The 23,624-nt window shown below is 69.1% G+C and carries 19 protein-coding genes; 8 read left to right on the top strand and 11 right to left on the bottom strand.

The genetic code is table 11. The features are described 5' to 3' along the window. Nucleotides 1-210 precede the first annotated feature (210 nt). Nucleotides 211-702: an FBP domain-containing protein gene (locus LQ955_RS15775; RefSeq protein ID WP_231025439.1), complete on the top strand. Its 492-nt coding sequence runs from the start codon at nucleotides 211-213 to the stop codon at nucleotides 700-702. 889 nt (nucleotides 703-1,591) lie between these two features. Here LQ955_RS15775 and LQ955_RS15770 read toward each other — a convergent pair. Next, nucleotides 1,592-2,530 (bottom strand): NADP-dependent oxidoreductase, encoded by a 939-nt coding sequence (locus tag LQ955_RS15770; protein WP_231025438.1) that lies wholly within the window; start codon nucleotides 2,528-2,530, stop codon nucleotides 1,592-1,594. 174 nt (nucleotides 2,531-2,704) lie between these two features. Here LQ955_RS15770 and LQ955_RS15765 point away from each other — a divergent pair, with 174 nt between their 5' ends. Further along, nucleotides 2,705-3,004, top strand: coding sequence for a putative quinol monooxygenase (locus tag LQ955_RS15765; protein ID WP_231025437.1), 300 nt, complete (start codon nucleotides 2,705-2,707; stop codon nucleotides 3,002-3,004). Between the two features lie 187 nt (nucleotides 3,005-3,191). On the opposite strand, the gene LQ955_RS15760 is transcribed toward LQ955_RS15765, so the two are convergent. From LQ955_RS15760 to ddaH, 6 genes are all read right to left on the bottom strand, one after another. Next, nucleotides 3,192-3,644, bottom strand: coding sequence for a MarR family winged helix-turn-helix transcriptional regulator (locus tag LQ955_RS15760; RefSeq protein WP_231025436.1), 453 nt, complete (start codon nucleotides 3,642-3,644; stop codon nucleotides 3,192-3,194). Continuing rightward, a complete protein-coding gene (locus LQ955_RS15755; RefSeq protein WP_231025435.1) occupies nucleotides 3,641-5,134 on the bottom strand; it encodes an MFS transporter in 1,494 nt (497 codons plus the stop codon). Before LQ955_RS15755 ends, LQ955_RS15760 begins: the two co-directional genes overlap by 4 nt. 50 nt (nucleotides 5,135-5,184) lie before the next feature. Beyond that, the gene (locus LQ955_RS15750; RefSeq protein WP_231025434.1) at nucleotides 5,185-5,874 is read right to left on the bottom strand and encodes a pentapeptide repeat-containing protein; all 690 of its coding nucleotides are present in this window, start codon (nucleotides 5,872-5,874) and stop codon (nucleotides 5,185-5,187) included. A gap of 48 nt (nucleotides 5,875-5,922) precedes the next feature. Beyond that, nucleotides 5,923-7,407 (bottom strand): peptide MFS transporter, encoded by a 1,485-nt coding sequence (locus tag LQ955_RS15745; RefSeq protein WP_390623392.1) that lies wholly within the window; start codon nucleotides 7,405-7,407, stop codon nucleotides 5,923-5,925. Nucleotides 7,408-7,586: 179 nt separating this feature from the next. Then, a complete protein-coding gene (rocD, locus tag LQ955_RS15740; RefSeq protein ID WP_231025433.1) occupies nucleotides 7,587-8,888 on the bottom strand; it encodes an ornithine--oxo-acid transaminase in 1,302 nt (433 codons plus the stop codon). After that, nucleotides 8,885-9,805, bottom strand: coding sequence for a dimethylargininase (ddaH, locus tag LQ955_RS15735; RefSeq protein WP_390623391.1), 921 nt, complete (start codon nucleotides 9,803-9,805; stop codon nucleotides 8,885-8,887). Before ddaH ends, rocD begins: the two co-directional genes overlap by 4 nt. Before the next feature lie 177 nt (nucleotides 9,806-9,982). Here ddaH and LQ955_RS15730 point away from each other — a divergent pair, with 177 nt between their 5' ends. Both LQ955_RS15730 and LQ955_RS15725 read left to right on the top strand, forming a co-directional pair. Beyond that, nucleotides 9,983-10,411 (top strand): Lrp/AsnC family transcriptional regulator, encoded by a 429-nt coding sequence (locus LQ955_RS15730; protein ID WP_231025432.1) that lies wholly within the window; start codon nucleotides 9,983-9,985, stop codon nucleotides 10,409-10,411. A gap of 62 nt (nucleotides 10,412-10,473) precedes the next feature. Beyond that, nucleotides 10,474-11,034 (top strand): GntR family transcriptional regulator, encoded by a 561-nt coding sequence (locus LQ955_RS15725; protein WP_231025431.1) that lies wholly within the window; start codon nucleotides 10,474-10,476, stop codon nucleotides 11,032-11,034. Nucleotides 11,035-11,208: 174 nt separating this feature from the next. Here the strand turns inward: LQ955_RS15725 and LQ955_RS15720 are convergent, their stop codons facing one another. Then, on the bottom strand, nucleotides 11,209-15,564 hold the full coding sequence (locus tag LQ955_RS15720) for a proline dehydrogenase family protein (RefSeq protein ID WP_231025430.1): 4,356 nt from the start codon (nucleotides 15,562-15,564) through the stop codon (nucleotides 11,209-11,211). 233 nt (nucleotides 15,565-15,797) lie between these two features. Between LQ955_RS15720 and LQ955_RS15715 the strand changes: the two genes are divergently transcribed. Beyond that, nucleotides 15,798-16,262, top strand: coding sequence for a DUF1990 family protein (locus LQ955_RS15715; protein WP_231025429.1), 465 nt, complete (start codon nucleotides 15,798-15,800; stop codon nucleotides 16,260-16,262). On the opposite strand, the gene LQ955_RS15710 is transcribed toward LQ955_RS15715, so the two are convergent. The 3 genes from LQ955_RS15710 to LQ955_RS15700 form a co-directional block, all read right to left on the bottom strand. Next, nucleotides 16,229-16,540 carry a helix-turn-helix domain-containing protein gene (locus LQ955_RS15710; RefSeq protein WP_231025428.1) on the bottom strand — a complete coding sequence of 104 codons (312 nt, stop codon included), beginning with the start codon at nucleotides 16,538-16,540 and terminating at the stop codon, nucleotides 16,229-16,231. The genes LQ955_RS15715 and LQ955_RS15710 overlap by 34 nt on opposite strands. Before the next feature lie 103 nt (nucleotides 16,541-16,643). Beyond that, a complete protein-coding gene (locus LQ955_RS15705) occupies nucleotides 16,644-17,780 on the bottom strand; it encodes a DNA-3-methyladenine glycosylase family protein (protein ID WP_231025427.1) in 1,137 nt (378 codons plus the stop codon). A 135-nt stretch (nucleotides 17,781-17,915) separates the two neighbouring features. Next, nucleotides 17,916-18,845 (bottom strand): TetR/AcrR family transcriptional regulator, encoded by a 930-nt coding sequence (locus tag LQ955_RS15700; protein WP_231025426.1) that lies wholly within the window; start codon nucleotides 18,843-18,845, stop codon nucleotides 17,916-17,918. 71 nt (nucleotides 18,846-18,916) lie between these two features. Here LQ955_RS15700 and LQ955_RS15695 point away from each other — a divergent pair, with 71 nt between their 5' ends. The 3 genes from LQ955_RS15695 to LQ955_RS15685 are packed head-to-tail and all read left to right on the top strand — an operon-like array spanning nucleotide 18,917 to nucleotide 23,597. After that, entirely contained in the window at nucleotides 18,917-20,521 is a 1,605-nt protein-coding gene (locus tag LQ955_RS15695) for an MDR family MFS transporter (protein WP_231025425.1), read from the top strand. Then, nucleotides 20,518-22,386, top strand: coding sequence for a phytoene desaturase family protein (locus tag LQ955_RS15690; RefSeq protein ID WP_231025424.1), 1,869 nt, complete (start codon nucleotides 20,518-20,520; stop codon nucleotides 22,384-22,386). The genes LQ955_RS15695 and LQ955_RS15690 overlap by 4 nt, the downstream gene beginning before the upstream one ends. Beyond that, nucleotides 22,383-23,597 (top strand): magnesium and cobalt transport protein CorA, encoded by a 1,215-nt coding sequence (locus LQ955_RS15685; RefSeq protein WP_231025423.1) that lies wholly within the window; start codon nucleotides 22,383-22,385, stop codon nucleotides 23,595-23,597. Before LQ955_RS15690 ends, LQ955_RS15685 begins: the two co-directional genes overlap by 4 nt. The last annotated feature ends 27 nt before the right edge of the window (nucleotides 23,598-23,624 follow it).

Genomic DNA, 23,624 nt, shown 5'->3' with positions numbered 1-23,624 from the left:
AGGGGGTCGTCGGCGCCTTCTTCGCCGGCGGCAGGTAGCGCGTCACCCGATCTGTTCGCGTCGTACGGCTCGCATCGCACTATTCGTGCCGTAACGACGTCTGCGCACCGCACCCCGACGGGTTGTGCAAGCGCGCCGTACATATTCGGAACAGCCTCGACCCGAGCATCCACTGCCGGCGGGCTGGCCAACTGACGAGGAATCACAATCATGCTCCCCCTGACCGAACAAGAAATTCGCACGTCGTTCGTCAACGCATCGCTGAAGGAACGAACCAACCTGAGCCTGCCGCCCGAGCTCTCCACCCTCAATTGGGACAAGCTGGACTACCTCGGCTGGCGTGATGCCAAGATTCCGGGCCTCGGCTACGTTTTCACACACCTCGACGGGGTGCCGATGGGCATCGTGCTCCGGCAGTCCGACGGAAAAGTGCGGTCGCGACCGCAGTGCGCCTGGTGCGAAGACGTGCTGCTGCCCAACGACGTGGTGCTCTTCGCCGCCAAGCGCGCCGGGCAGGCGGGCCGCAACGGAAACACCATCGGAACCCTGGTCTGCTCGCACTTCGAGTGCTCGGCGAACGTGCGCAAACGGCCGCCGGTCGCCTACATCGGCTTCGACGTCGAGGCTGCGCGGCAGCACCGCATCGAGGCACTGCGGATGCACGTGCAGAACTTCGTGCGCGACGTGCGCGACGGCGCCTGACGCCTGCCCGCGGCGAACGCGACAGATTCGGACGAGAGCGACCAGCGCACCTGTCGCACTCGTCCGCAGCTATCGCTTTCGACGGGCGGCACTCGACGCGCGGCGTACGACGCGACGCGTGGCTCGACTCGCGAACACGGCACGAAGCGCGGCCAGGGGCAGGTCGTGGTCGCGGCGTGACGGCGGCACGGGTTGACGGCGGCACGGGGGCGGGGGGGGCGTGCCCGCCGCCTCGCGCGGCGAACGCGACAGATTCGGACGAGAGCGACCAGCGCACCCCTCGCTCTCGTCCGAAAGTGTCGCTCTCGGCGGCGGCGCGGACGAGGGCGGTCAGCGCACCTGTCGCCCTCGTCCGCAGCTACCGCTTTCGACGGGCGGCCCTCGACGCGCGGCGTACGACGCGACGCGCGGCTCGACTCACGGGGACGGCACGTAGCGCGGCCGAAGGGCGAGGGCGGGGGCGGGTCGGGTGCGGGGGCGGGTCGGGGGCGCGGGGTGACGGCCGCACGGGGGCGGCCGAAGGGCGGGCGGCGGGGCCGGGACCTTGGCCGCCGCCTCGCGCGGCGAGCGCGACCGATACGGACGAGAGCGACCAGCGCACCCCTCGCTCTCGTCCGCAAGTGTCGCCCTCGGCGGCGGCGGGACGAGAGCGACCAGCGCACCTGTCGCCCTCGTCCGCAGCTATCGCTTTCGACGGGCGGCGCATGACGTGCGGCGCGACTCGCGGGGCACGACGCGACTCGCGGGGACGGCACTCAGCGCACGACGAACGGGGTGCTACACGATTCGCTACTCCGAGGTACGACGCGACTCGCGGGGTACGACGCGACTCGCCGGGAACGGCACGCAGCGCACGGCAGACGACAGACGACAGACGACGCGCGTCGAGCTAGACGTCGAGCAGGGTTTTTCCCCTAAAACCGCCGGCGGCCAGTGCCGCCTGCGCCTGCGCCGCCTCGGTCAGGGGGAAGTGCCGAGTCGGGGGCGGGGTGAGCACGCCTGACAGCGCTAGGTCGGCGATCTTCTGCAGAACATCCGGAGTCTGCTCGCCCGCGCCACCGCCCGAGAACGTGACCCCGAGAGCGAAGGCGGCGGTATCGGCGATCGTCAGCACTCGATCGACCCCGCCGGCGAGTTCGATCGAACCGGGCAGCGTTCCGGCGCCGGCTGTGTCGAGCACCGCATCGACCCCGTCGGGTGCGAGTTCGCGCACACGCTCGACGAACCCTTCGCCGTAACGCACGGGGTGGGCGCCGAACTCGCGCACGATTTCGGCGTCGCGTTCGCTGCAGGTCGCGATGACCGTAATGCCCTCGTGAACGGCGATCTGCACGGCGGCCGAGCCGACCGCGCCTGCCCCTCCGTGCACGAGCAGAGTCTCGCCGCTGGTGACGGCGAGCTGCCGCAGGCATCGCAGCGCCGTCGCGCCCGCCACCACGAGGGAGGCGGCCGTTTCCCAGTGCAGGTCTTCTGGTTTACGAATGACAGCTTTCGCCGCGCTGAACTCGGCGTAAGAGCCACCTACGCCCCAGCCGAACACCGCATCACCGACCTGCAGCGGCGGCCAGACGGTCGACTCGACGACGCTCGACTTGAGAGCAGGCCCTACTGCCGCAACGACACCGGCCAATTCACTGCCCGGAATCACGGGAAACGTCGGATGCACGTTCTGCTGCATTGCACCCGACCGCAGCTTGAGGTCGTACGGGTTCACTGCCGCGAGGCGCACCCGCACCAAGACCTGCCCCGGTTTCAGCTCGGGTGTCGGTACCTCGGCCTCGTGCAGAACCTCGGGGCCGCCATACGTCTCGAAAATCATTGCTTTCATGCCCTCAACGGTACCCACTCGTCTGCCCGACTCTCAGCTAGCGGAGCAATCTGTGCACAACTCGATGGCACCATGCTCTGTGGAGAATTGTGCGGCTCCGAGGAGGCCAATCGCACAGGGAGCGATCGCTGCAGCCGCTTCCGCTCCCAGGCCAGACCCGACATGCTGGAACCCATGACCTTCAGCTACACCGCCACCCTGCGCACACAACCCGGCCGCCGCGACGACGTCATTCGCCTGCTGCTCACCGACCAATCCGCCCTGGCAGAACTCGGCTGCCTGCAGTACCTCGTCGGCACCAACGCCGCCGATCCCGACGTCGTCTACGTCAGCGAACGCTGGGTGAGCGACGAGGCCCACGCGGCGTCGCTGCAGCTGCCGTCGGTTCAGGCGGCGATAGCGGATGCCCGCCCGATGCTCACCGGAGACATGACGTCACTCGCCTTCGAGGTCGTGGGCGGCCTCGGCGCCTGATCGATGTCGCTTGGGTCGGAGCAGGGTTCACATGCGCGCAATACGTCGCCATACTGCGGGATCTCCGACCGAAGCACCCGCTGAGCCGACCCGAGGCGGCGAGGCGACGACCTGAGGCGACGAGGCGGCGACCCGCCCCGGGACGGCGAGGCGACGAGGCGACCCGATCCCCACGCCAACGGCGCCGCTAGCGCCCGGCGGCAGGCGCATCCACCGCGGCATGGCGCTCCACGCGATCGAGGATGCCCTGCAGCGCCTCGAGGTCAGCCTCGTCGAGGGCGGCGAACGCGGGCGGCGCGGCAGGACGCACCCGATCGACCCGGGCCAGAGCATCCACCCCGGCCGCCGTCAGCGACACCGTCTTGGCGCGGCGGTTCGCGGGGTCGATCAGGCGCTCGACCAGTCCGTTGCGCTCGAGGTCGTTCACCGCCACGGTCGCAGCCGGAGCGTCGATGCCCGAGGCCTCGGCCAGCTCCTTCATCCCCATCGGGCGCTCGCCAAGCCGGCGCAGCACGCGCACCCGGCCGAACGGCAGGTCGAGTTCGTCGCTCACCGCCTTGCGCCACTCGCGCAGATTGTGCGTGGTGAGGTTCATCAGCGCCGACCACACCTCGTCGGCGGGAGTGACCTCGCGGCTCACGATGCGCTCGGCTCTTGCAGCAGGTGACCGATGCGTTCGGTCGTCGCGCGCGCCCATTTGGTGGTCGCCGCGATGCCGAGTGCCAGTATGGCGACGCCGCATCCGACACAGATGAACCAGAACACGTGCGTCGACAACACGAACGGCGCGCCTAACACCGCACTCGCGCCGGCGGCGGTCACCGTTCCGGCGAGCGCGACGCCGAGCGAGATGCCGCTCTGCCGGGCCGTAGAGGCGACCCCTGCGGCCACACCCGCCTGCGCGCGGGGCATTCCCGACACGGCTGTGGTCGTGATGGGCGCGTTGATCGCCCCGAAACCGAGGCCGAAAAGCACATACGACACGACAAGCGTCCACTCGGGGGTGACCGGAGTCAAAAGGGTCAGCGTGAGCGACCCCAGCGTGATGAGCGACCCGGCGATGATGAGCGACGGGCGCGTTCCGAACCGCCCGACCAGCCGCCCCGAAAGCAGCGAGGCGATGAGCGTCGCGATGGCGAGCGGCAGCATGTGCAGGCCCGTATCGAAGGCCGAGAACCCGCGCACGTCTTGCAGGTAGAGCGCGTTGATGAACAAGAAGCCGCCGTACGCCGAGTACGCGGTGACGGCCGTGAGAGTCGCGGCCGTGAACGGAAAGCTGCGAAAGAATCTGACATCGATCAGCGGCTCAGCGACCCGGCGGGCGTGCCGGATGAACAGCGCAACCGCAACGCCCGAAAGCACAAAGAGCCCGAGAATGAGCGGCGAATCCCAGCCCTGCCGCGGCGCTTCGATGAGCCCGAAGACGAGCGAGAAGAGGGCGACGAGAACAAAAAGCTGGCCCAGCGGATCGAACGTGCGCACCTTCGCCGCCTTCGACTCCGGCACGAAGACGGCACACAGGATGATCGCGGCGATGCCCACCGGAACGTTCACCCAGAACACCGAACGCCATCCCACGGTCTGCGTCAGCGCGCCCCCCACGATCGGCCCGAAGGCCATCGACACACCGACGACCGCACCCCAGATGCCGACGGCGCGAGCCCGCTGCTTGGGAATCGTGAAGGTATTCGTGATGATCGACATGGCCACCGGGTTCAGCATCGACCCGCCGAGCCCCTGCAGCACGCGGGCGCCGATGAGAAAGCCGATGCTCGGGGCGATGCTGCACAGCAGCGACCCCAGACTGAACACGGCGAGGCCCACCTGAAACACGCGGCGCCGACCCAGCCGGTCTGCGGTGGAGCCCGACAGCAGCAGAAAACTCGCGATGGTGAGGGTGTAGGCATCCACGATCCACTGCAGGTCGGAGACCGACGCGTTCAGATCGGTGCCGATCGACGGCAGGGCCACGTTCACGATCGTCGCGTCCATCGACACGATGAACAGGCTCAGGCAGCAGATGCCGAGAATCAGGCCCTTCGGCGTAGTGAGGCGGCGATCGGGTCGTGCCGCATCGACGCCGACATCGTCACCGGATCCGGTCGGGGTCGCTCTTATACTTGTAGTCACACAACTATTGTGATGTGTTAACTATCCAGAGTCAAATGGCGGGCCGGCCGTCACGGCTCGACGCGCAGGCCCACGTGGTCGGCGAGCAGGGGAGCCAGCAGCGACAGCTGGGCATCGTCGATCGTGGCGCCCGCGAGACCCGCGATGCCGTGGATGGCGTCGAACTCCGAACTGCGCAGGTCGACGTTGAGGCACCGTGCCCGCGTCACATCGAGGGTCTGGATGCGGCAGTTCACAAACGCCACCCGATCGCCCGTGAATCCGCCGAGATCGAGGTCGCCGATCGTGCAGTTCTCGACGATCACGTTCGTCAGGCGGGAGCCGCGCAGGTTGAGGTAGTCGATCTTTCCGCCGTGCAGGTGCACCGATTCCAGCTCGCTGTCGAAGAGTTCGGCCGAACCCCAGCGGGGGCTGTCGAAACGCACGTCGCGCCAGGTGGTGCGGGCCGCCTTGAGGCTCTGCGCGAACGTCGAGACGAAGACGCTCTCGATGAAACGACTGCCGCGCAGCTCGGCGTCGGTCAGAGTCACGGAGTCGAACCGGCACTCGAGAAACGAGCATCCGGCGAGGTCGTACTCGCTCAGGTCGGCGCCCTCGAACAGCTCGCCCTCGCGGTAGTCGCCGGCCAGCAGACCTTCGGGATCACCGGCGCTGAGCCGTTCGGGTCTCGGCTCGACGAAGTCGATCGTGGGCGAGGCGGTACCCGCGGTGCCGCGACCCGCAGGCTTCTTCGGTGGCATGCGTTCAGCCTACGACCGGATGCCCGGGGCGGGGTGACGCGCGCTGCGCTACCGAACGCCCGCCATGAGGCGCCGCACGAACGGCGTGATCGCGGCGAGCAGCAGACCCACGACGATGGCGATGGCGCCCAGAATGCCGAAATAGGGCACCTGGTTGTTCGGGTCGTAGAACGAGGCGAGCTGGCCCGAGATGGCGGTGCCGAGCGCCACCGACAGAAAGAACAGCGCCACCATCTGCGTGCGGTAGACCTGCGGGGCCAGCTTGGTCGAGATCGAGAGGCCGACCGGCGAGATCAGCAGTTCGGCGATGGTGAACACCAGCAAGATGCCTACCAGCGCGAGCAAAGGGGTCGATGCCGGGCCGCCGTTGGCGAACGGGAGAAACAACAAGAAGGCGATGCCCATCACGATCGCTCCACCCGCAAACTTCAACGGAGTGAGCGGCTGGCGGTTGCCCAGCTTGGTCCAGATGGCGGCGAACACTCCCGACAAGATGATGATGAAGATCGGGTTGATCGACTGCACCCACGGCACCGGCATCTGCCAGCCGAACAGATCGAGGTTCAGCTGGCTGTCGGCGTAGAGGGTGACAACCGTGAACTGCTGCTGGTAGAGCGACCAGAAGGCGACGCTCGTGATGAACAGCGGAATGAAAGCCAAGACGCGACTGCGCTCGGTCTTCGTGATCTTCTTGCTGCTCAGGATGATCGCGAAATAGGCGATCGCAGCAATCAGTGTCACGGCGATGACCACGGTGACGAGGTTGTTCACGTTCAGCACCCCGGTCACAACGGCGATGACGATGATGACCACCGCGATGACCCCGACGATGATGACCCGACGACGACGGTCTGCCGGCAACGGGTTGGGAACCACGCTCGCCACCTTCGGCAGGTTCTTGCGGCCGAAGCTGTACTGGAGGAGTCCGATGGCCATGCCGACGGCGGCGAGCGCGAAGCCGACGTGAAAGCCCCAAGTGGTCTGGGCGAGGCCGGTGAGCAGCGGCCCCACGAAGGCGCCGAGGTTGATGCCCAGGTAGAACAGCGAGAATCCGGCGTCGCGCCGCGGATCATCCGCTGCGTAAAGGGTGCCGACGATGGAGGTCGCGTTGGCCTTGAGGCCACCGGAACCGATGGCGATACAGATCAGACCGACCGCCACACCGCCGCCGCCCGGCAGAGCCGCGAGCGCGATGTGGCCGAGCATGATGAGTACGGCGGCGAAGAACAGCACACGTTCGGAGCCGAGAATGCGGTCGGCCAGCCACGCGCCGAGGATGGTCGAGAGGTACACGGCGCCGCCGTACGCGCCGAGGATTCCGGTCGCGGTGTCTTTCGGAATACCGAGGCCGCCCTGCGACGCGGGGTAGAACAGGTAGAGCAGCAGGATGCCCTGCATGCCGTAGAACGAGAACCTCTCCCACGCCTCGACCCCGAAGATGCTCGCGAGCTGCCGCGGCTGCCCGAAGAACGTCTTCCCGTTACCCGCGGGTCGCTCGTCGTCGACCTTGATCCCCGTGTCTACGTTGCTCACCCGGTCACTGTATCCATTTGTGCGCCGCCGCCCCTGCGGCGCACGGGGCGACTAGATAATCGCTGTCTTCTTTATCCCGCTACCAACGCTGGGCGCACTCCAGATCGACCATCCACTTTGCGAAAAAGCACCTCCCCGGCCCGCTTTTAGGTGCTTTTCAGCAAAGTCGATTCGCCCGCTCAGCGGAGGGTGGCCAGCACGGCCTCGAGTTGGTCTACGGCCCAGTCGAGGTCTTCGGGGGAGACCACGAGAGGCGGGGCGAGACGGATGGTCGAACCGTGAGTGTCTTTGGCGAGCACGCCGCGCTGCATGAGCAGTTCGCAGACCTCACGGCCGGTAGCGAGGGCGGGATCGATGTCGATTCCGGCCCAGAGCCCGGCGGTGCGCACGGCGACGACCCCGTGACCCAGAAGCGCCGTCAGGCGCGCCGCGAGACGCTGGCCCAGGGCATCCGCTCGCTCTTGGTACTCTCCGGTGGCGAGCATGTCGACCACGGCGCGGCCGACGGCTGCGGCGAGGGGGTTGCCGCCGAAGGTGGATCCGTGTTCGCCGGGCTGCAGAACACCGAGGATGTCGGCGTTGCCGACCACAGCCGACACGGGCACGATGCCGCCGCCGAGTGCCTTGCCGAGCAGGTACAGGTCGGGCACGACGCCGACCCGGTCGCAGGCGAAGGTCGCTCCGGTGCGGCCGAGGCCCGACTGGATCTCGTCGGCGATCATGAGCACGTTGTTCGCCGTGCAGATGTCGCGCACAGCAGGCAGGTACGAGGCGGGCGGCACGATGATGCCGGCCTCGCCCTGAATCGGCTCGAGCAGCACGGCGACGGTGTTCTCGTCGATGGCGGCAGCGAGCGCGTCGGCGTCTCCGTAGGGAACGGAGCGGAACCCCGGCGTGAACGGCCCGAAGCCGTCGCGCGCCGTCGGGTCGTCGCTGAAGCTCACGATCGAGATCGTTCGACCGTGAAAGTTGCCGTCGGCCACGATGATGTTCGCCAGCCCGTCGGGCACGCCTTTCACGCGGTATCCCCAGGCGCGCGCGACCTTCAGCCCGGATTCGACGGCCTCGGCGCCCGTGTTCATGGGCAGCACCATGTCTTTGCCGGCGAGCTCGGCAAGCGCCTCCACGAACGGACCGAGCTGGTCGTTGTGGAAGGCGCGCGAGGTGAGCGTGATGCGGCCGAGCTGCGCGCGAGCCGCCTCCAGCAGCACCGGGTTCGAGTGCCCGAAGTTCACCGCCGAGTAGGCGGCGAGGCAGTCGAGGTAACGGCGGCCGTCAATGGCGGTCACCCACGCGCCGTCACCCGACTCCACCACGATGGGCAGGGGGTGATAGTTGTGGGCCGCGTGGGCTTCTTCGCGGGCGATGGCCTCGTCGGTGATCCCCACCGACCCCTCCACGAACGAGTCACTAGGGGTCGCGGCGTTCTCACCCGACGAGTGGATGCCCGCGGCCGGGCTCTCCGTGCGTGCGGCAGTCATCGGCGCAGCTCCAAGGTGCAGCACTTCACTCCGCCGCCGCCGAGCAGAAGCTCGCTGAGGTCGACGCCGATGGGGTTGTAGCCGCGCTCTCGCAACTGCGCCTCGAAGCCGGTGGCGCGGGAGGCGATGACCACGTTGTATCCGTCGCTGATCGAGTTGAGCCCGAGCACGCCGGCGTCGGTCTCGCTCACCAGAATCGCGTCGGGGTAGCGCCGCTCGAGTTCTGCGCGGCTCGCGGCGTCGAAGGCACTCGGCAGGTAGGCGATGGTCGCGGCATCCGGAGCCTCGCCGGCGCCCTCATTGAGCACGGCGATCGCGGTGTCGAGGTGGTAGAAGTTCGGGTTGACGAGGTTCAGCGTGACGACCTCGCGGCCGTAGATGCGGGCCACTTCGGCGTGCGAATCGGATGCACTGCGAAAGCCCGTGCCGGCGAGGATCGTGTCGCCGACGAGCATGAAGTCGCCCTCGCCCTCGTTGACGTTGGCGGGCTCGCGCACGTCGTAGCCGTGCTCGGCGAACCAGCGCATGTACGCGGGGCCCTCTGCCTGCCGCTCGGGATGCGTGAAGCTCGCGCCGTAGGCGATGTTGTCGATGATGAAGCCGCCGTTGGCCGAGTAGACCATGTCGGGCAGGCCCTCGATCTGGTCGATGAGCTCGACGGTGTGGCCGAGGGCGATATAGGTCTTGTACAGTTCCTGCCACTGCCGCAGCGCCAGGCTCGTGTCGGTGGGGATCGCCGGATCCATCCACGGATTGATCTTGTAGGTCACCGTGAAGTAGTCGGGGCGGCACATCAGGTACGTGTGCGGGCTGGCGCGGCGCTCGGCCGTGCCGGTGGCTGCTTCGGCAGCGGGGCCGGTGGCTGCGTCGGCAGCGGGTGAAACCGGTGAGACGGTTGCGGTGAACGGGGTAGACATTGGCATCCTCCTGCGCTTATGAAGCTGTGGGGTGGATGGCGGACACTGTCCTACTTGGCTCCCGGGGAGCACGCCGCTAATAGTGTTACACGCCGGATATGTCAATAGTCGAGCGTTGTGCGCTGAAAAAGTGCGCAGAATGTCTCCTGCTGCAAGAAAGCGGCGTATGCTCGCCCAGTGGATAATCTCGACTTTCGCATCATCGACCTGCTCAAACTCAACGCGCGCACCGGTTACGGTGACATCGGGCAGGTCATCGGGCTCTCCGCATCTGCGGTGAAACGCCGCATCGACAAGCTCATCTCCGACGGAATCATCCGCGGTTTCACCGTGCAACTCGACACGTCGCTCGACGGCAAGGTGACCGAAGCGTACGTCGAACTCTTCTGCCGCGGCACGGTCGCCCCCGCCGAGCTCAAGCGCATTCTCTCGGGCGTGCCCGAGGTCGTCGACGCCGGAACCGTGACCGGCAGCGCCGACGCCATCGTGCACATGCGTTCGCGAGACATTCCGAGCCTCGAGCTGGCACTTGAACGGGTTCGCATCGCTCCGAACGTGGATCACACCCGCAGCGCCATCGTGCTGTCGAACCTCATCAAGCGCTGACCACGCGCGGCGCGGGTGGTGGAGGCGGCAGTTGGCGGCGGCGGTGGCAGAGCGGGGGCGCCGTGAGCGTCACGGGTGACAGCGAGAGCGCGGTGAGTGCTGCGGTCACTCCGGGCGGCAGGGTCGCGGCGGGCACGACAGGCGGTAGGACCGCGGCAGGCACGGCAGCCGGTAAGACCGCGGCGGGCACGACAGGCGGTAAGACCGCGGCGGGCACGGCAGCCGAGGTCGCGTCCACGACGCTGGTGGGTGCAGTTCGGGTGAGTGTGGATGCCCAACCCCGTACCCCCGCGTCAGAGCAGCTGCGGGCGCAGATCGTGCAGGCGGTGTCAGGCGGTGAACTCGCGCCGGGCATCCGCCTGCCCGCCGTGCGCGCCCTGGCAGACGCTCTCGGATTGGCGCCCAACACCGTGGCGAAGGTCTACCGCGAGCTCGAGCGCGACGAGATCGTCATAACCCGCGGACGCAACGGCACCACCGTCGCCCCCGTCGGGGAGGGCCCGGCGCGCCAGGCCCAGGCGGCGGCGCTCACCTTCGCCGCGCGCATCCGCGAGCTCGGTGTCGCCGATACGGATGCCCTGGCCTTCGTCGAGGCCGCCCTGCGGGCCGCGCCACCCTCCTGATGCGCCCCCGTGACCCCTCCCCCTTTCCGCCCCGGGGATGCGCGGTGTTTTGGCGCTTTCGCGGTGGTTCGAACTACCGCGGAAGCGCCGAACTACCGCGGATTCGGGCAGCGTGCAGCGTGCAGCGTGCAGCGTGCTCGGGCACGGGATGCGGGCCGCACCAGCGGGCAGGGACTACTCGAGGGGCAGGATGCCCGCGGCGAGCGGGCTCGGGTTGCCGAAGCGGTGGTTGGTGATGCTGACGGCCTGCTCGCGCACGAACGGCAGCAGCTCGATGCGCGCAGAACGGGTGACCTCGCCGGCGTAGACCGCCACGTCGGGGCTTCCGCCGAGGGCGGCAGCGAGGGCCACCGGGTCTCCCCCGATCATCCGGATGCGCGTCACGGGCGACGAGCCGACGGCCGCCCCGAGGCCGGCTGAGTCGGAGAGGTCGCCGCCGACGGTGGCGATGCGTTCCGGCACGAGTTCGCCGTCGAGCCCGAGCCCGTCGCCCGCTACTCCCGAGCCGATGCCGAAGTCGACGCCGTCACCCGCCGCACCCGGTCTGCCGGCCTGCCCGTCTCGCCCACGCCCGCCTCGCGACACGCCGGAGTTCGGCGCATCCGCGCCTGCTCGGGCGGGCGCGGATGCGCCAAACGTGCGCGCCCCGACCGCGGCCGCCGAAGTAGCCCCACCGGCCGCGCCGGCATCACCCCGCGCTGCAGGCCCGAACGCGGCGGACGCCCGCGCCAGCCACTCCGCGTCACTCTCGACGAACACCTTCACGCGGCGCTCCTTGAGCAGGGCGCGCAGCGGACGCGGCAGTTTCAGCGCCGTGCTCAGCACGAGCGGCGCACCCGCGCGCGTCGCCGCGGCCAGCACCCGCACGAGCGACCCGAGCGGCTGCCCCTCCGAGAGCCGCACGAGCACCGGAAGCGGCCGATACCGCAGCACATTGCGCTCGACCCCGAGCGCCGACACATCGGTGGGCGCAAAGAAGTTCTGCCAGGCATCCTCGTCGCCGACGGCCGCGCGGCGCACCACCTCGAACTGCTGCCAGTCGAGACCGCCGGTCGATGCCTCGAGCAGAGCGGCGACCGTGGGAGCAAGCGGGGCGAGGCTGATGTCGTCGCCCGCCTGCCCGGGTTCGTCGACCCACGAGCCGAGGTGCACGAGGTAGTTCGGGCCGCCCGCCTTGGCTCCGGATCCGACGGCCGAGCGCTTCCAGCCGCCGAACGGCTGGCGCCGCACGACCGCGCCGGTGATCGAACGGTTCACGTACAGGTTGCCCGCCTCGACGCTCGCGAGCCACTGGTCGATCTCGCTCGCATCGAGCGAGTGGATGCCCGCGGTGAGCCCGAATTCGCCGGCGTTCTGCAGCTCCACCGCCGCCGCGAGGGTGGGAGCGTGCATGATGCCGAGCACGGGCCCGAAGTATTCCGTGCGGTGGAACGCCGACCCCGGGGCGACCCCCGTGCGCACGCCCGGAGACCACAGGCGGCCCGTCTCGTCGAGTGACCGCGGCTGCACGAGCCACTGTTCGCCCGGCCCGAGGGTGGTCAGGGCATCCAGCAGCGTGCCGGCCGCGGGCTCGATCAGCGGGCCCATCTGCGCGGCGGGGTCGATGGGATACCCGACGCGAAGCGAGCTGACCGCGTCGACGAGCTGGTTCTTGAACCGTGCCGAGCGGGCGACCGACCCGACGAGAATCACGAGGCTCGCGGCCGAGCACTTCTGTCCGGCGTGCCCGAACGCGCTCTTCACCACATCTTCGGCGGCGAGATCGAGGTCGGCGCTCGGCGTGACGATGATGGCGTTCTTTCCGCTGGTCTCGGCCAGCAGCGGCAGGTCGGGCCGCCACGATCGGAACAGCGCCGCCGTGTCGTACGAACCGGTCAGAATCACGCGGTCGACCAGCGGATGCGTGATGAGGTGCCGGCCGAGGTCGTTCTCGTCGAGATCCACCAGGGTCAGCAGGTCGCGCGGGATGCCCGCTTCCCAAAGCGATTCGGCGATGACCGCCGCCGAGCGGCGCGCCTGGGGGGCCGGCTTGAACACGACACCCGCCCCCGCGGCGAGCGCAGCGAGCACTCCGCCCGTCGGAATCGAGACCGGAAAGTTCCACGGCGGAGCCACCACGATAAGCGTCGGGGGCACGAAGGTCGCGCCGTCGACCTGCTCGAGTTCGGTCGCCTGCACGCTGTAGTAGCGGGCGAAGTCCACGGCCTCGCTGACCTCGGGATCGCCCTCGGCGAGGGTCTTGCCGGTCTCGCTCGCCATCACTTCGAGCAGCAGATCACGGTTGGCCTCGAGCGCGAGCCCGGCGCGGCGCAGAGCGGCGGCGCGCTCTTCTGCAGGGCGCGCTCCCCAGCTGCGGCCGGCCTCGGCGGTGCGCTCGATGACGGCGTCGAGCAGCTCGGGATCGGCGTACAGGGCGCCCGCGATGGTGTCGTCCCCGAGCCGCGAGGTGGGCACGCGCGACAGAATGTGCCGCGCCCACTCCCGGTTCGCCGGCAGGCTCGGGTCGGTGTCGGGAGTGTTCGCGAACTCGCCGCGGGGCGGGGCCGTGAGCGTGTCGGGGTTGGCGCGGTTCTGGGTTCGGCGGGGGAGCGGGACGGCGGGTTCGGGCGCCGGTTCGGGCTCAGGCTCAGGCTCAGGCTCAGGTTCGGGCTCAGCGTGAGCATCCACTTCGCCGGTTTCCGCGCCACCCCGGGCATCCACCTCGCCGGGCGCGACCTTGCCCCGGGCATCCACTTCGCCCAGCGCCGCCTCGGCCCGAGCATCCACCTCGCCCGGCGCAGCCTCCGCCAGCTCGGCCTCAAGTGCGGCCAGCGACGCGAGAAACCGGTCGCGCTCGCGGTTGAACGCCGGTTGGTCGGTGCCGATGTCGAACACGGCCGACATGAAGTTCTCGTCGCTGGCGTTCTCTTCGAGGCGGCGCACGAGGTAGTTGATGGCCACGTTGAACTCCCGCGGATGTACCACGGGCGTATACAGCAGCAGCCCGCCGACCTGGCGGCGTACCGCGTCCGCCTGCCCGGTGGCCATGCCGAGCAGCATCTCGAAGTCGATTCGGTCGGTTACGCCACGGCGCTCGGCGAGCAGCCAGGCGAAGGCGATGTCGAACAGGTTGTGGCCGGCAATGCCGATCTGTACTGCATCCGTTCGGTCGCGCGTCAGCGCCCAGTTCAGCACGCGCTTGTAGTTCGTGTCGGTCTCTTCTTTGCTGCCCCAAGTGGCCAGGGGCCAGCCGTGGATGATCGCATCGACACGTTCCATGGCGAGGTTCGCACCCTTCACGAGCCGCACCTTGATGGGCGCCCCGCCGTTCGCGACGCGTGCTGCCGCCCACGTTTGCAGGCGTTGCATCGCGGAGAGCGCGTCGGGCAGGTACGCCTGCAGCACGATTCCGGCGTCGAGGTGCTGGAACTGCGGGCGCTCGAGCACCCTCTCGAACACCGCGATCGTGAGGTCGAGGTCGGCGTACTCCTCCATATCGAGATTGATGAACTTGGCGGGAGAAGTGGATGCTCGGCGGCCGCCGGGCGCACCGGATGCACTGCCGCCGCCGGGCAGCGCGAGCGTGTAGAGCGGAACGAGGCTGTTCGCGACCCGCTCGACCGTCTCGTCGAACGCCCACAGCGACAGGTCGGCAGCGATCGACGAAAGCTTAACCGACACGTAGTCGACGTCGTCGCGGGCGAGCAGTTCGAGGGTTCCGGCGAGGCGGTTCTGCGCCTCGCGCTCGCCGAGCACCGCCTCGCCGAGCAGGTTGAGGTTGAGGCGCGCGCCATCGGCTCGCAGTGCCGCGATGGCCTTGCCGAGCTTGTGCGGGCTCGCGTCGGCGATGAGGTGCCCGACCATGCGGCGCAGCACCCGCTTCGACGTGGGAACGACCACCCAGGGCAGCGCCTCACCGAGCGATCCGCCCAGTCGGATGGCCCTGCGCAGGTGCGGGGGCAGAAACTCGGGCGTGATGGCGGCGAGCTGCTCGAGGTTCTTGCCGGCGACCACCGCGTCGTCGGGCCGGGCGACGCCGTCGACGAAGCCCACCGTGAAGGCGAGCCCGTTCGGGTCTTTGAGCACCCCGGCGAGACGGGCGGCCGACTCGTCGACGGGGGCGTCGGCGCTCTCGGCCAGCCAGCGGCGGGCCAGCACCACGGCGGCGGTGCCGAGGCCGGCGAGGCCGGGGTCGGCGGCGGGGTCGGCGTCAGCATCAGCGGCCGCAGGGTCGGCGGCGTCTCTGGCGGCGGTGTCGGCGCTGGCGGGGTCGGCGGCGGGGGCATCGGCGGCGGGGGCGAAGTTGCTGACGGTCGCGTCTGCGGCGTCATCCGCCGACTCCTCGCCCGCACCCGAGGCCAAGAACTCGGGGTCAAGCGGTTCGATCACCTGCGTCGCGTCGGGATCGGCGGGCAGCGGTTCAATCACCTGGGTGGCGTCGGGGCTGGAGTCACCGGCCACGGGAGTGGCCACCGAGTCCACTATCCGAGGCGCCAGCCCGGAGTCGTTCGGGGACCCCTCCGAGGCGGGTTCGTGTGCCACGTCGACCATGCTTCGACACTATCCCGCACGCGACCGAGAACCCCGGTCATCCACACCCCAGGCGCGGAGTGTCTCCGCCCAACCGCACCGTCAGCCCGAACCACCAGCGCGTTGCCCTCGAGAGACTCGGTGCCGAAAAAGAGGAGAATCTGCACCTCAACGGCCTCATACGCTGCACCACCCCCGAATCCCCTCTGTTTTTGCATGCCGACCCTCGGCGCAGCGCCTGAGACAATGGCCGAATGAGGCCCGCAATCGAGAACCTGGCGCCGAACACGGCCGCGTTCTTCGGGTTCGCCCGCGAAGCGCTTTTCACGTGGCAGGTGCAGCGCGGTTCGGGCTTCGTGTTCGTCGACGTTCCGCCGCGGGTCGAGCTGGGCGCCGTGTCGGTGTTCCGCATTCCGTTCGGGCCGCTTCGGCCCCGGGTGATCTGCCGCGTCTACGAGGTGACCGACACCCCCACGAAGGCCGGCTTCTCGCACGTGGCCCTGACCGGGCATCCGCAGCTCGGATGGAAGAGCTACCACGTCGAACAGAACTCCACCGGCCAGGTGCGCGTGGTCATCCGCGTGGTCTGGCGCCCCGCGGCCTGGTGGATGCGCGCCGCTGGCCCGCTGGCACGAGTAGCCCTGGGCCGGGTGCTTCGCCGGAACCTGCTGGCCATTGCCCGCCGTCAGCCTGCGAGCGAGACCAACGTAAGGCGCTGACCGAGCGCATCCGCAAGGCGAAGAAGAGTTGCGGCGGTGGGGTTGCCGACGCCGCGCTCGATTCGGCTGATCTCCGCTTGCTGGATGCCGCACAACTCCGACAACGCAGCCTGACTGAGCGAAAGCGCCTTGCGCGCCGACGCGATCTCGGCCCCGAGTTCAACCTGTTCGCTTACCCGCGCAGAGAATTCGGCAGACGTGGTGGCGTGGACGTCGTGCGTGTCGCTCGACCAACCGGCCTTCGCCCGCTGGGCGAGTTCATCGAATTGCTTGACCATGTGATCTCCGGGTGCCGAATGCTTCCATTCTCCCCACTATGTGACTCAACACATATTCCGTCAACGTCGACGGCGGCGCCAAGCATCGTTTTGCTCGCTTCTCTCAGTGCCCGCGGTGGTCTTGGATGGTCGCGCGGGGCCCGAAGCGCGGTTTGGCGATGCCGCTGGCGAGGATGAGCCGCACGATGCGCTGCCGCTGCCCGCGCCAGGGCTCGAGCAGCTCGAGCATGCCGTCGTCGTCGACGGGCTTTCCGACGAGAACCCAGCCGACGTGGGCCGCGAGGTGGTAGTCGCCGACGCTCACGGCATCCGGATGCCCGTGCGAACGCTGGCTCGTCTCCGCGGCCGTCCACGGGCCGACGCCGTGCAGGGTCTGCAGTTTCTCGAGCACGTCGGCGAAAGGGCCGCCGGTCGACGCCGCGCCGCCAGGCAGCTCGCCAGGCAGTTCGCCGTCGGGCACGTTGGTGTCGCGCGACACCGCGGGCGAGGCGGCGCCCAGGCGGTCGAGGCTCGCCACGACGGCCGCCGCCATCACGATCGCGCGCGAGCGGTCGGGGCCGACGCCGGCCCGGTGCCACTCCCACGACGGAATCATGGCCCAGCCGCGCGCTGACGGCTGCACGCGCATTCCCTCAGGCGCCGGCCCCGGCGCAGGCTCGCCGAACTTTCGCAGCAGGTAATGCCACGATCGGCGAGCTTCGACGGTGGTCACCTTCTGCTCCAGGATGCTCGGCACGAGCGACTCGAACACCAACGACGTGCGGGTCAGCCACATGCCCGGGTTGCGGCGGCGCACCTCGGCCAGCAGTGGCACGCGCGACAGGTCGAGGTCGTTCCACGAGTCGCCGTGCCCGAGCAACGCGGGCAGCGCATCGAGCACCCACTCGGCGCCTTCGCCCCAGGCCGAGGCGTGCACGACGCGCGCGTGATGCGCGCCCTCGGCCATCGCCGGCGCACCCGCACCCGCGCTTGCACCAACACTCGCACCCGCATTCGCACCCTCACTCGCACCCGCATTCGCACTCTCACTCGCACCCGCACCGGAACCTCCCACCTCGACACGCAGCGTCGCGGGCCCGTCGGGCGTACGCATCACGCGCCAGAACCCGTTCGGCGTCAGGCGCATGGTCGGCTCCGTCGCACCGCGCAGCAGCGGCCCGACCGTCTGTCGCACGTTGAGCGCGCGCGACGACAGGTACGTCGTGGTCAGTGGCGCGGGCGACTCGAGCAGGGCATCCATCGTGTTCAGCAGACTAGATCGTTCCCCTGACAGTCGCGCTCGCCCGCCCCGCCCGAGCCCCATCCCAAGCCCCAGTTGAGGTAGTCACGGCCTGAGTGAGCCAGCTATGACGACCGCAGTCGTGTCACATCAGCCTCAGTTGGCGCGGGCGGCCGCACCGGGCAACAGCACCAGAGGCAAGAAGATGTCGTCGACGATGGCGAGCATCGCCGGCTGCGGCACCGGCTTCATGGTCATCAGTGCCTCGTGACGAAAGAGATCGAACGCAACAGCGGCGACACGCGGCGTGATGCGCGCGAGATCGACCTCGCCTCGGGCCGCGGCGCGGGCGAGAATCACATCCATCACCGAGCCGGCGCTGTCGCCGAGCAGAAAGGTGCGCAGGTCGGCCATGCTCGTTCCGGTGTCGCGATAGAACGAGCCGAGCTGGGCGCTCACGACGGCAGCGAACTCGAGACGTGTGTCGTTCGCGTAGCTCAGGTAGGCGATGAGGTCGCCACGCAGCGATCCGGTGTCGAAGTCGGGGCGATCGGCCTGCTCGAAGGCATGCCGGATCGCGGCGAGCGCGAGCGCCTCACGGTCGGGCCAGCGCCGGTAGAGCACCGGGCGGCTGGTTCCGGCCAGATCGGCGACGGCGTCGACGGTGAACGATCCGTAGCCGCCGTCGACGAGCTGCAGCCACGCGGCCTCGAGCAGGGCGTCTTCGAGTTCTTGGCCGCGGCGGCGGCGTGCCGGCTCGGGGGGTTCCGCAGCGTCGGGCGCCTGCGTAGGCTCGGCGGGCTCCGCAGCGTCGGGCGCCTGCATAGGCTCGGCAGGCGCCACGTATTCAGCCTGCGCGGGCACGGCGTACTCCGCGGCGTCGGCAGCCTGCGCACGCTCGGCGGGCGCGGCGGGCTCGTCGGCGTCGGCAGCCTGCGCGGGCACGGCGTGCTCCGCGGCGTCGGCATGCTCCGCGGCGTCGGCAGGCTCAGTGGCGTCGGCGGCCTGCGCGGGCTCGGCCCGCCCAGCCTCAGCCGTCCCCACCGCCGCCACAGCCCCACGCCGGGCACTCGCATCAAGACTCACTTGTGCATCTTATCGCGCCCCGCTACGCTGGCGCCAGAAGATACACGCCTGTACCTTAAGAAAGGCACCCGATGAGCACAGCAGCAGCGAAACCCGAGCGCGACCGCATCGATCCCGCGGTCATCCGCATTGCCACCGTCGTCATCGTCGGCGCCATGGCGGTCATCTTCGACACCACCATCGTGAGCGTCGCCCTGCCGACCCTCGCCCGCGAACTCAATACCTCGGTCGCGACCATCCAGTGGGTGAGCACCGGGTACCTGCTCGCGCTCGGCGTCACGATTCCGCTCGTCGGCTGGGGTCAGAGCCGATTCGGCGGCAAGCGGCTCTGGATGTTCGCCCTCACCGTGTTCATGATCGGCTCCATTCTCTGCAGCCTGGCCTGGAGCGCCGAGAGCCTCATCGCCTTCCGCGTTCTGCAAGGCATCGGCGGCGGGGTGATGCTGCCCCTCATGTCGACGCTCGTGATGCAGGCCGCCAACGGAAAGAACCTCGGCCGCATCATGTCGGCCGTCAGTCTGCCGGCCGTACTGGGTCCCGTGCTCGGCCCGGTGCTCGGAGGGCTCATCCTGAACTCGCTCGACTGGCGATGGTTGTTCTGGGTGAACGTTCCGTTCTGTGTGGTGGGGTTCATCCTCGCCTGGCGAATGCTGCCGAAGGATGCCCGGCCCACGCCCATTCGTCTTGACCTCGTCGGGCTGGTGCTGCTGTCTCCCGGGCTGGTCGGGGTGCTGTACGCCCTCTCGAACGTCAGCCAGCCGGGTGCCTTCGCCCGCGCCGACGTGCTGATTCCGCTGATCGCGGGCGCCGCGCTGCTGGTGGCGTTCGCCATGACGGCCACCCGGCGCGGCGAGCGGGCGCTGGTGGATGTTCGGCTGTTCCGACACCGCCCGGTCGCCTCCGCCTCCGCCCTCCTCTTTCTCTCGGGCGCCTCGCTGTACGGCGCGATGCTTCTGCTTCCGCTGTACTGGCAGGAGGTACGCGGACTCGACGCGCTCGGGGCCGGCCTGCTGCTGGTGCCGCAAGGCATCGGAACGTTCTTCAGCCGTTCCCTCGCGGGCCGCCTCACCGATCGCATTGGCGCCCGGGCGGTCACCTTCGTCGGGTTCGCCATCGTAGGTCTTGCGACGGTTCCGTTCGCGCTTTCTGGCGCCACAACGAACGAATGGGTGCTGATGGGTGCGCTGCTGCTGCGCGGGTTCGGGCTGGGAGCGGTGACGATTCCGCTGATGGCGGTGGCCTTCATCGGGCTCGAACGACACGAGGTGCCTCATGCGAGCATCCTGACCCGCATCGCGACGCAGATCGGCGGGGCCGTGGGTGTTGCGGTGCTCGCGGTGATTCTCGAGACGGCGGTCGCGGCGGCCGGTGGCAGCAGCGGTGCTGGCGGCAGCGGCGTAACGGGCGGCGCGGCGGCCGGACCGGGCACTGCAGCTCTGGCGTCGGCGTTCGACCAGGCGTTCTGGTGGGCGATCGGGTTCACGGTGCTGGCGATGGCGCTGTCGTTCGCGCTGCCCGGCCGGCCAGGGCGGCCTGCGCAGCCCGCGCAACCCGAGCAACCCGAGCTGCCGACGCAGGCCAACCCGGCGCCAGCACTGCCCGCCGAGCCCGTCGTGTCAACCCGGCCGACGCCCACCCCTGCCGCACAGGATTCGAGTCCTATGCTCAAGGGGTGAACGCAGAGCAGCCGCCCGAGAGCGCCGCGACCGACATCGTCATCGTCGGCGGCGGCCACAACGGCCTCGCTGCGGCGGCCTACCTCGCCCGCGCCGGGCTCGCCGTCACCGTGCTCGAGCGCCTGCCCACCACCGGCGGCGCGGCCGTCTCGACGGCTCCCTTCGCCGGGGTGGATGCCCGCCTCTCGCGCTACTCGTACCTGGTGAGCCTGTTGCCGCAGCAGATCATCGACGACCTCGGGCTCGACCTCGCCTTCGCCGAACGCCGCTACTCGTCGTACACGCCCGTGCCCGGCGACCCCGCCCGTGCACTGCTGATCGACACGGCCGACCTCGAGGCGACCCGCGAGTCGTTCACCGGCATCGGCGCCGGCGACGACGCAGACCTCTTTCACGAGTTCTACCGCCACTGCCGCGACCTCACCGAGAAGCTCTGGCCCACACTCACCGAGCCGCTGCGCCGGCGATCGGATGCCCGCGAACTCGTCGGAGCCGACAACACCTGGCACGCCATGATCGAGCGCCCCATCGGCGAGATCATCACGCGCCACCTGCAGAACGACGTGGTGCGCGGCGTGATCGCTACCGACGCCCTCATCGGAACCTTCGCCCGCCTCGACGACCCCGACCTGCAGCAGAACATCTGCTTTCTCTACCACCTCATCGGCCAGGGCGACGGCTCGTGGAACATTCCCATCGGCGGCATGGGCACCGTCACCGACGAATTGCGCCGGGTCGCGCTCAAGGCGGGCGCGACCATCGTCACCGGCGCCGAGGTGACGGCGGTGACGATGGTCGGCGGCGCGGTACCGGGCGCGCGGATGCCCGGCGGTACCGTGCCGACGGTGCGGATGCCCGGCGGTACGGTACCGGGGGCGCCGACCTCGAGCGGTTCCGCTGCCGCCGGCGAACCCTCGACCCACTCGGGCGGCCCCACCGCCTCACCCGAAGTTCGTTACGTTCTGGATCACGCCGAGCACACCCTCCACGCCACCACCGTGCTGGCCAACGTCGCCCCGCTCGAACTGAACCGGCTGCTCGAGGCCGGCGGAGCATCCGGTGCCCTACCGGTGCCGAAGGCGCCCGAGGGCGCCCAGGTGAAGGTGAACCTGCTGCTCGCGCGGCTGCCGCGACTGCGCGACGCACGGGTGACGCCCGAGCAGGCCTTCGGTGGAACGTTCCACATCAACGAGACGTACACCCAGCTCGATGCCGCGTACGACGAGGCGGCCGCAGGGCGACTGCCGAACCCGCTGCCGTGCGAGATCTATGCGCACTCACTGGCCGACCCGAGCATCCTGTCGCCCGAGTTGCAGGCCGCCGGAGCCCAGACACTCACCGTCTTCGCGCTGCAGGTTCCGCATCGCCTGGCCGCGACCGCTGCCGCTGCTGCTGCGGAGGGCGTCGACGCACCCGGCGCTTTTCGGGCTACGGCGCAGGCCGCCGTGCTCGCCTCGCTCGACAGCGTGCTCGCCGAGCCGATCGAAGACTGCCTGCTGCTGGGCGCCAACGGCGAACCGTGCATCGAAACCAAGACGACCCTCGACATCGAAGAGGCGTTGCGGATGCCCGGCGGCAACATCTTTCACGGACCGCTGTCGTGGCCCTTCGTCGATGACGACGCGCCCCTCGACTCCGCCGCCGAGCGCTGGGGAGTCGCTACGGCGCACCCGCAGCTGCTGCTGTGCGGATCCGGCGCCCGGCGCGGCGGAGCGGTCAGCGCCCTCGGTGGGCACAACGCCGCGATGGCGGTGCTCGAGCAGCGGGGGCTAGAACACCGCCCGCTCGGCGGCACAGGGGCAGCCGCGCATCCACTCGCCGCGACCGCCGCCGGGGGAGACACCGAAGAGGAGCACCCCGAATGACCGACACCAAGCCCAACGCGCCCACAGAAGCGACAAAGTCAGACTCGAGCATCACCGACAACGCCGTCTACGTCGACGGAAAGCGCACCGCCGAACCGCGCACGCTCGACGAGACCTTCGAGGTGATGCGCGAGCACCACGGCGTCGCGTGGATCGACATGGTGCACCCCGATCGTGCCGAGCTCCAGGCCGTCGCCGACGAGCTCAGCCTGCACCATCTCGCCGTGACCGACGCGCTGACCGGGCACCAGCGCTCCAAGCTCGAGCGTTACGGCGAGACGCTGTTCGTCGTGCTGCGTCCCGCGAAATACCTCGACGACGTCGAGAAGGTGAAGTTCAGCGAGGTGCACGTGTTCATGGGGCCCGACTTCGTGGTCTCGGTGAAGCACGGTGATTTTCCCGACATCGGGGCCGTTCGAAAGCGGTTGGAGGAGCATCCGGAGCTTCTCTCCGGCGGACCGCGAATGATTCTCTACGGCATCATGGACCTCATCGTGGACGACTACGCGCCCGTCATCGCCGGGCTCGAGAACGACATCGATGAGATCGAAGACCAGCTCTTCAGCGGAGACCGCGAAGTCTCGCGGCGCATCTACGACCTGTTGCGCGAGGTCATCGAGTTTCAGCGCGCGACGCATCCGCTCGAAGAGATTCTGCGGCGCCTGCTCGAGGGGCTCGACGAGGCCGGCGCGCCGGGCGCCTTCAGCGGTGCGCCGGGCGCCGTCGGCGGTGCACCGGATGCTCGGCAGAGCGACTCGGCATCGGCCTCCGCCGAGCATTCCCGTGCCGCCGCCGACGAGAAGGTACTCGACGAAGACTCACGCGCGCATTCCGACCTCGGGGTGCTCGAGGTCAAACGTCACCTGCGCGACGTGCTCGACCACGTCTTGCGCGTCATCGACCGCTCGGAATCGTTCAGAACCCTGCTCCAGAACGCCCTCACCGTGCATTCGACCCTCATCGCCCAAAAGCAGAACGACGAGATGACCCGCATGACCGAGACCAGCCTCGCCCAGGGCGAGCAGGTCAAGAAGATCTCCTCCTGGGCCGCCGTCTTATTCGCGCCCACCCTCGTGGCGGCCATCTACGGCATGAACTTCACCAACATGCCCGAGCTCAAGTGGTTTCTCGGCTACCCCTTCGCCCTCGCCCTCATGCTCGCCTCGGGCGTCGGGCTCTACTTCGTCTTCAAGCGCCGCGGCTGGCTCTAGCTGCGCCGCCCACGAAAAACATAGGAG

The sequence above is a fragment of the Subtercola endophyticus genome (assembly GCF_021044565.1).
GTDB classification, from domain to species: Bacteria; Actinomycetota; Actinomycetes; order Actinomycetales; family Microbacteriaceae; genus Subtercola; species Subtercola endophyticus.
This window is presented reverse-complemented; position numbering and strand designations above follow the sequence as displayed.

Excerpts from the sequence above, each read along its gene's own strand:
- LQ955_RS15770 (WP_231025438.1), bottom strand. The coding sequence starts at position 2,530 with ATGAAAGCAATGATTTTCGAGACGTATGGCGGCCCCGAGGTTCTGCAC.
- LQ955_RS15715 (WP_231025429.1), top strand. The coding sequence starts at position 15,798 with ATGAGGCCCGCAATCGAGAACCTGGCGCCGAACACGGCCGCGTTCTTC.
- LQ955_RS15750 (WP_231025434.1), bottom strand. The coding sequence starts at position 5,874 with ATGCCACCGAAGAAGCCTGCGGGTCGCGGCACCGCGGGTACCGCCTCG.
- rocD (WP_231025433.1), bottom strand. The coding sequence starts at position 8,888 with ATGACTGCCGCACGCACGGAGAGCCCGGCCGCGGGCATCCACTCGTCG.
- LQ955_RS15710 (WP_231025428.1), bottom strand. The coding sequence starts at position 16,540 with ATGGTCAAGCAATTCGATGAACTCGCCCAGCGGGCGAAGGCCGGTTGG.
- ddaH (WP_390623391.1), bottom strand. The coding sequence starts at position 9,805 with ATGTCTACCCCGTTCACCGCAACCGTCTCACCGGTTTCACCCGCTGCC.
- LQ955_RS15685 (WP_231025423.1), top strand. The coding sequence starts at position 22,383 with ATGACCGACACCAAGCCCAACGCGCCCACAGAAGCGACAAAGTCAGAC.
- LQ955_RS15720 (WP_231025430.1), bottom strand. The coding sequence starts at position 15,564 with ATGGTCGACGTGGCACACGAACCCGCCTCGGAGGGGTCCCCGAACGAC.
- LQ955_RS15695 (WP_231025425.1), top strand. The coding sequence starts at position 18,917 with ATGAGCACAGCAGCAGCGAAACCCGAGCGCGACCGCATCGATCCCGCG.
- LQ955_RS15705 (WP_231025427.1), bottom strand. The coding sequence starts at position 17,780 with ATGGATGCCCTGCTCGAGTCGCCCGCGCCACTGACCACGACGTACCTG.
- LQ955_RS15775 (WP_231025439.1), top strand. The coding sequence starts at position 211 with ATGCTCCCCCTGACCGAACAAGAAATTCGCACGTCGTTCGTCAACGCA.
- LQ955_RS15765 (WP_231025437.1), top strand. The coding sequence starts at position 2,705 with ATGACCTTCAGCTACACCGCCACCCTGCGCACACAACCCGGCCGCCGC.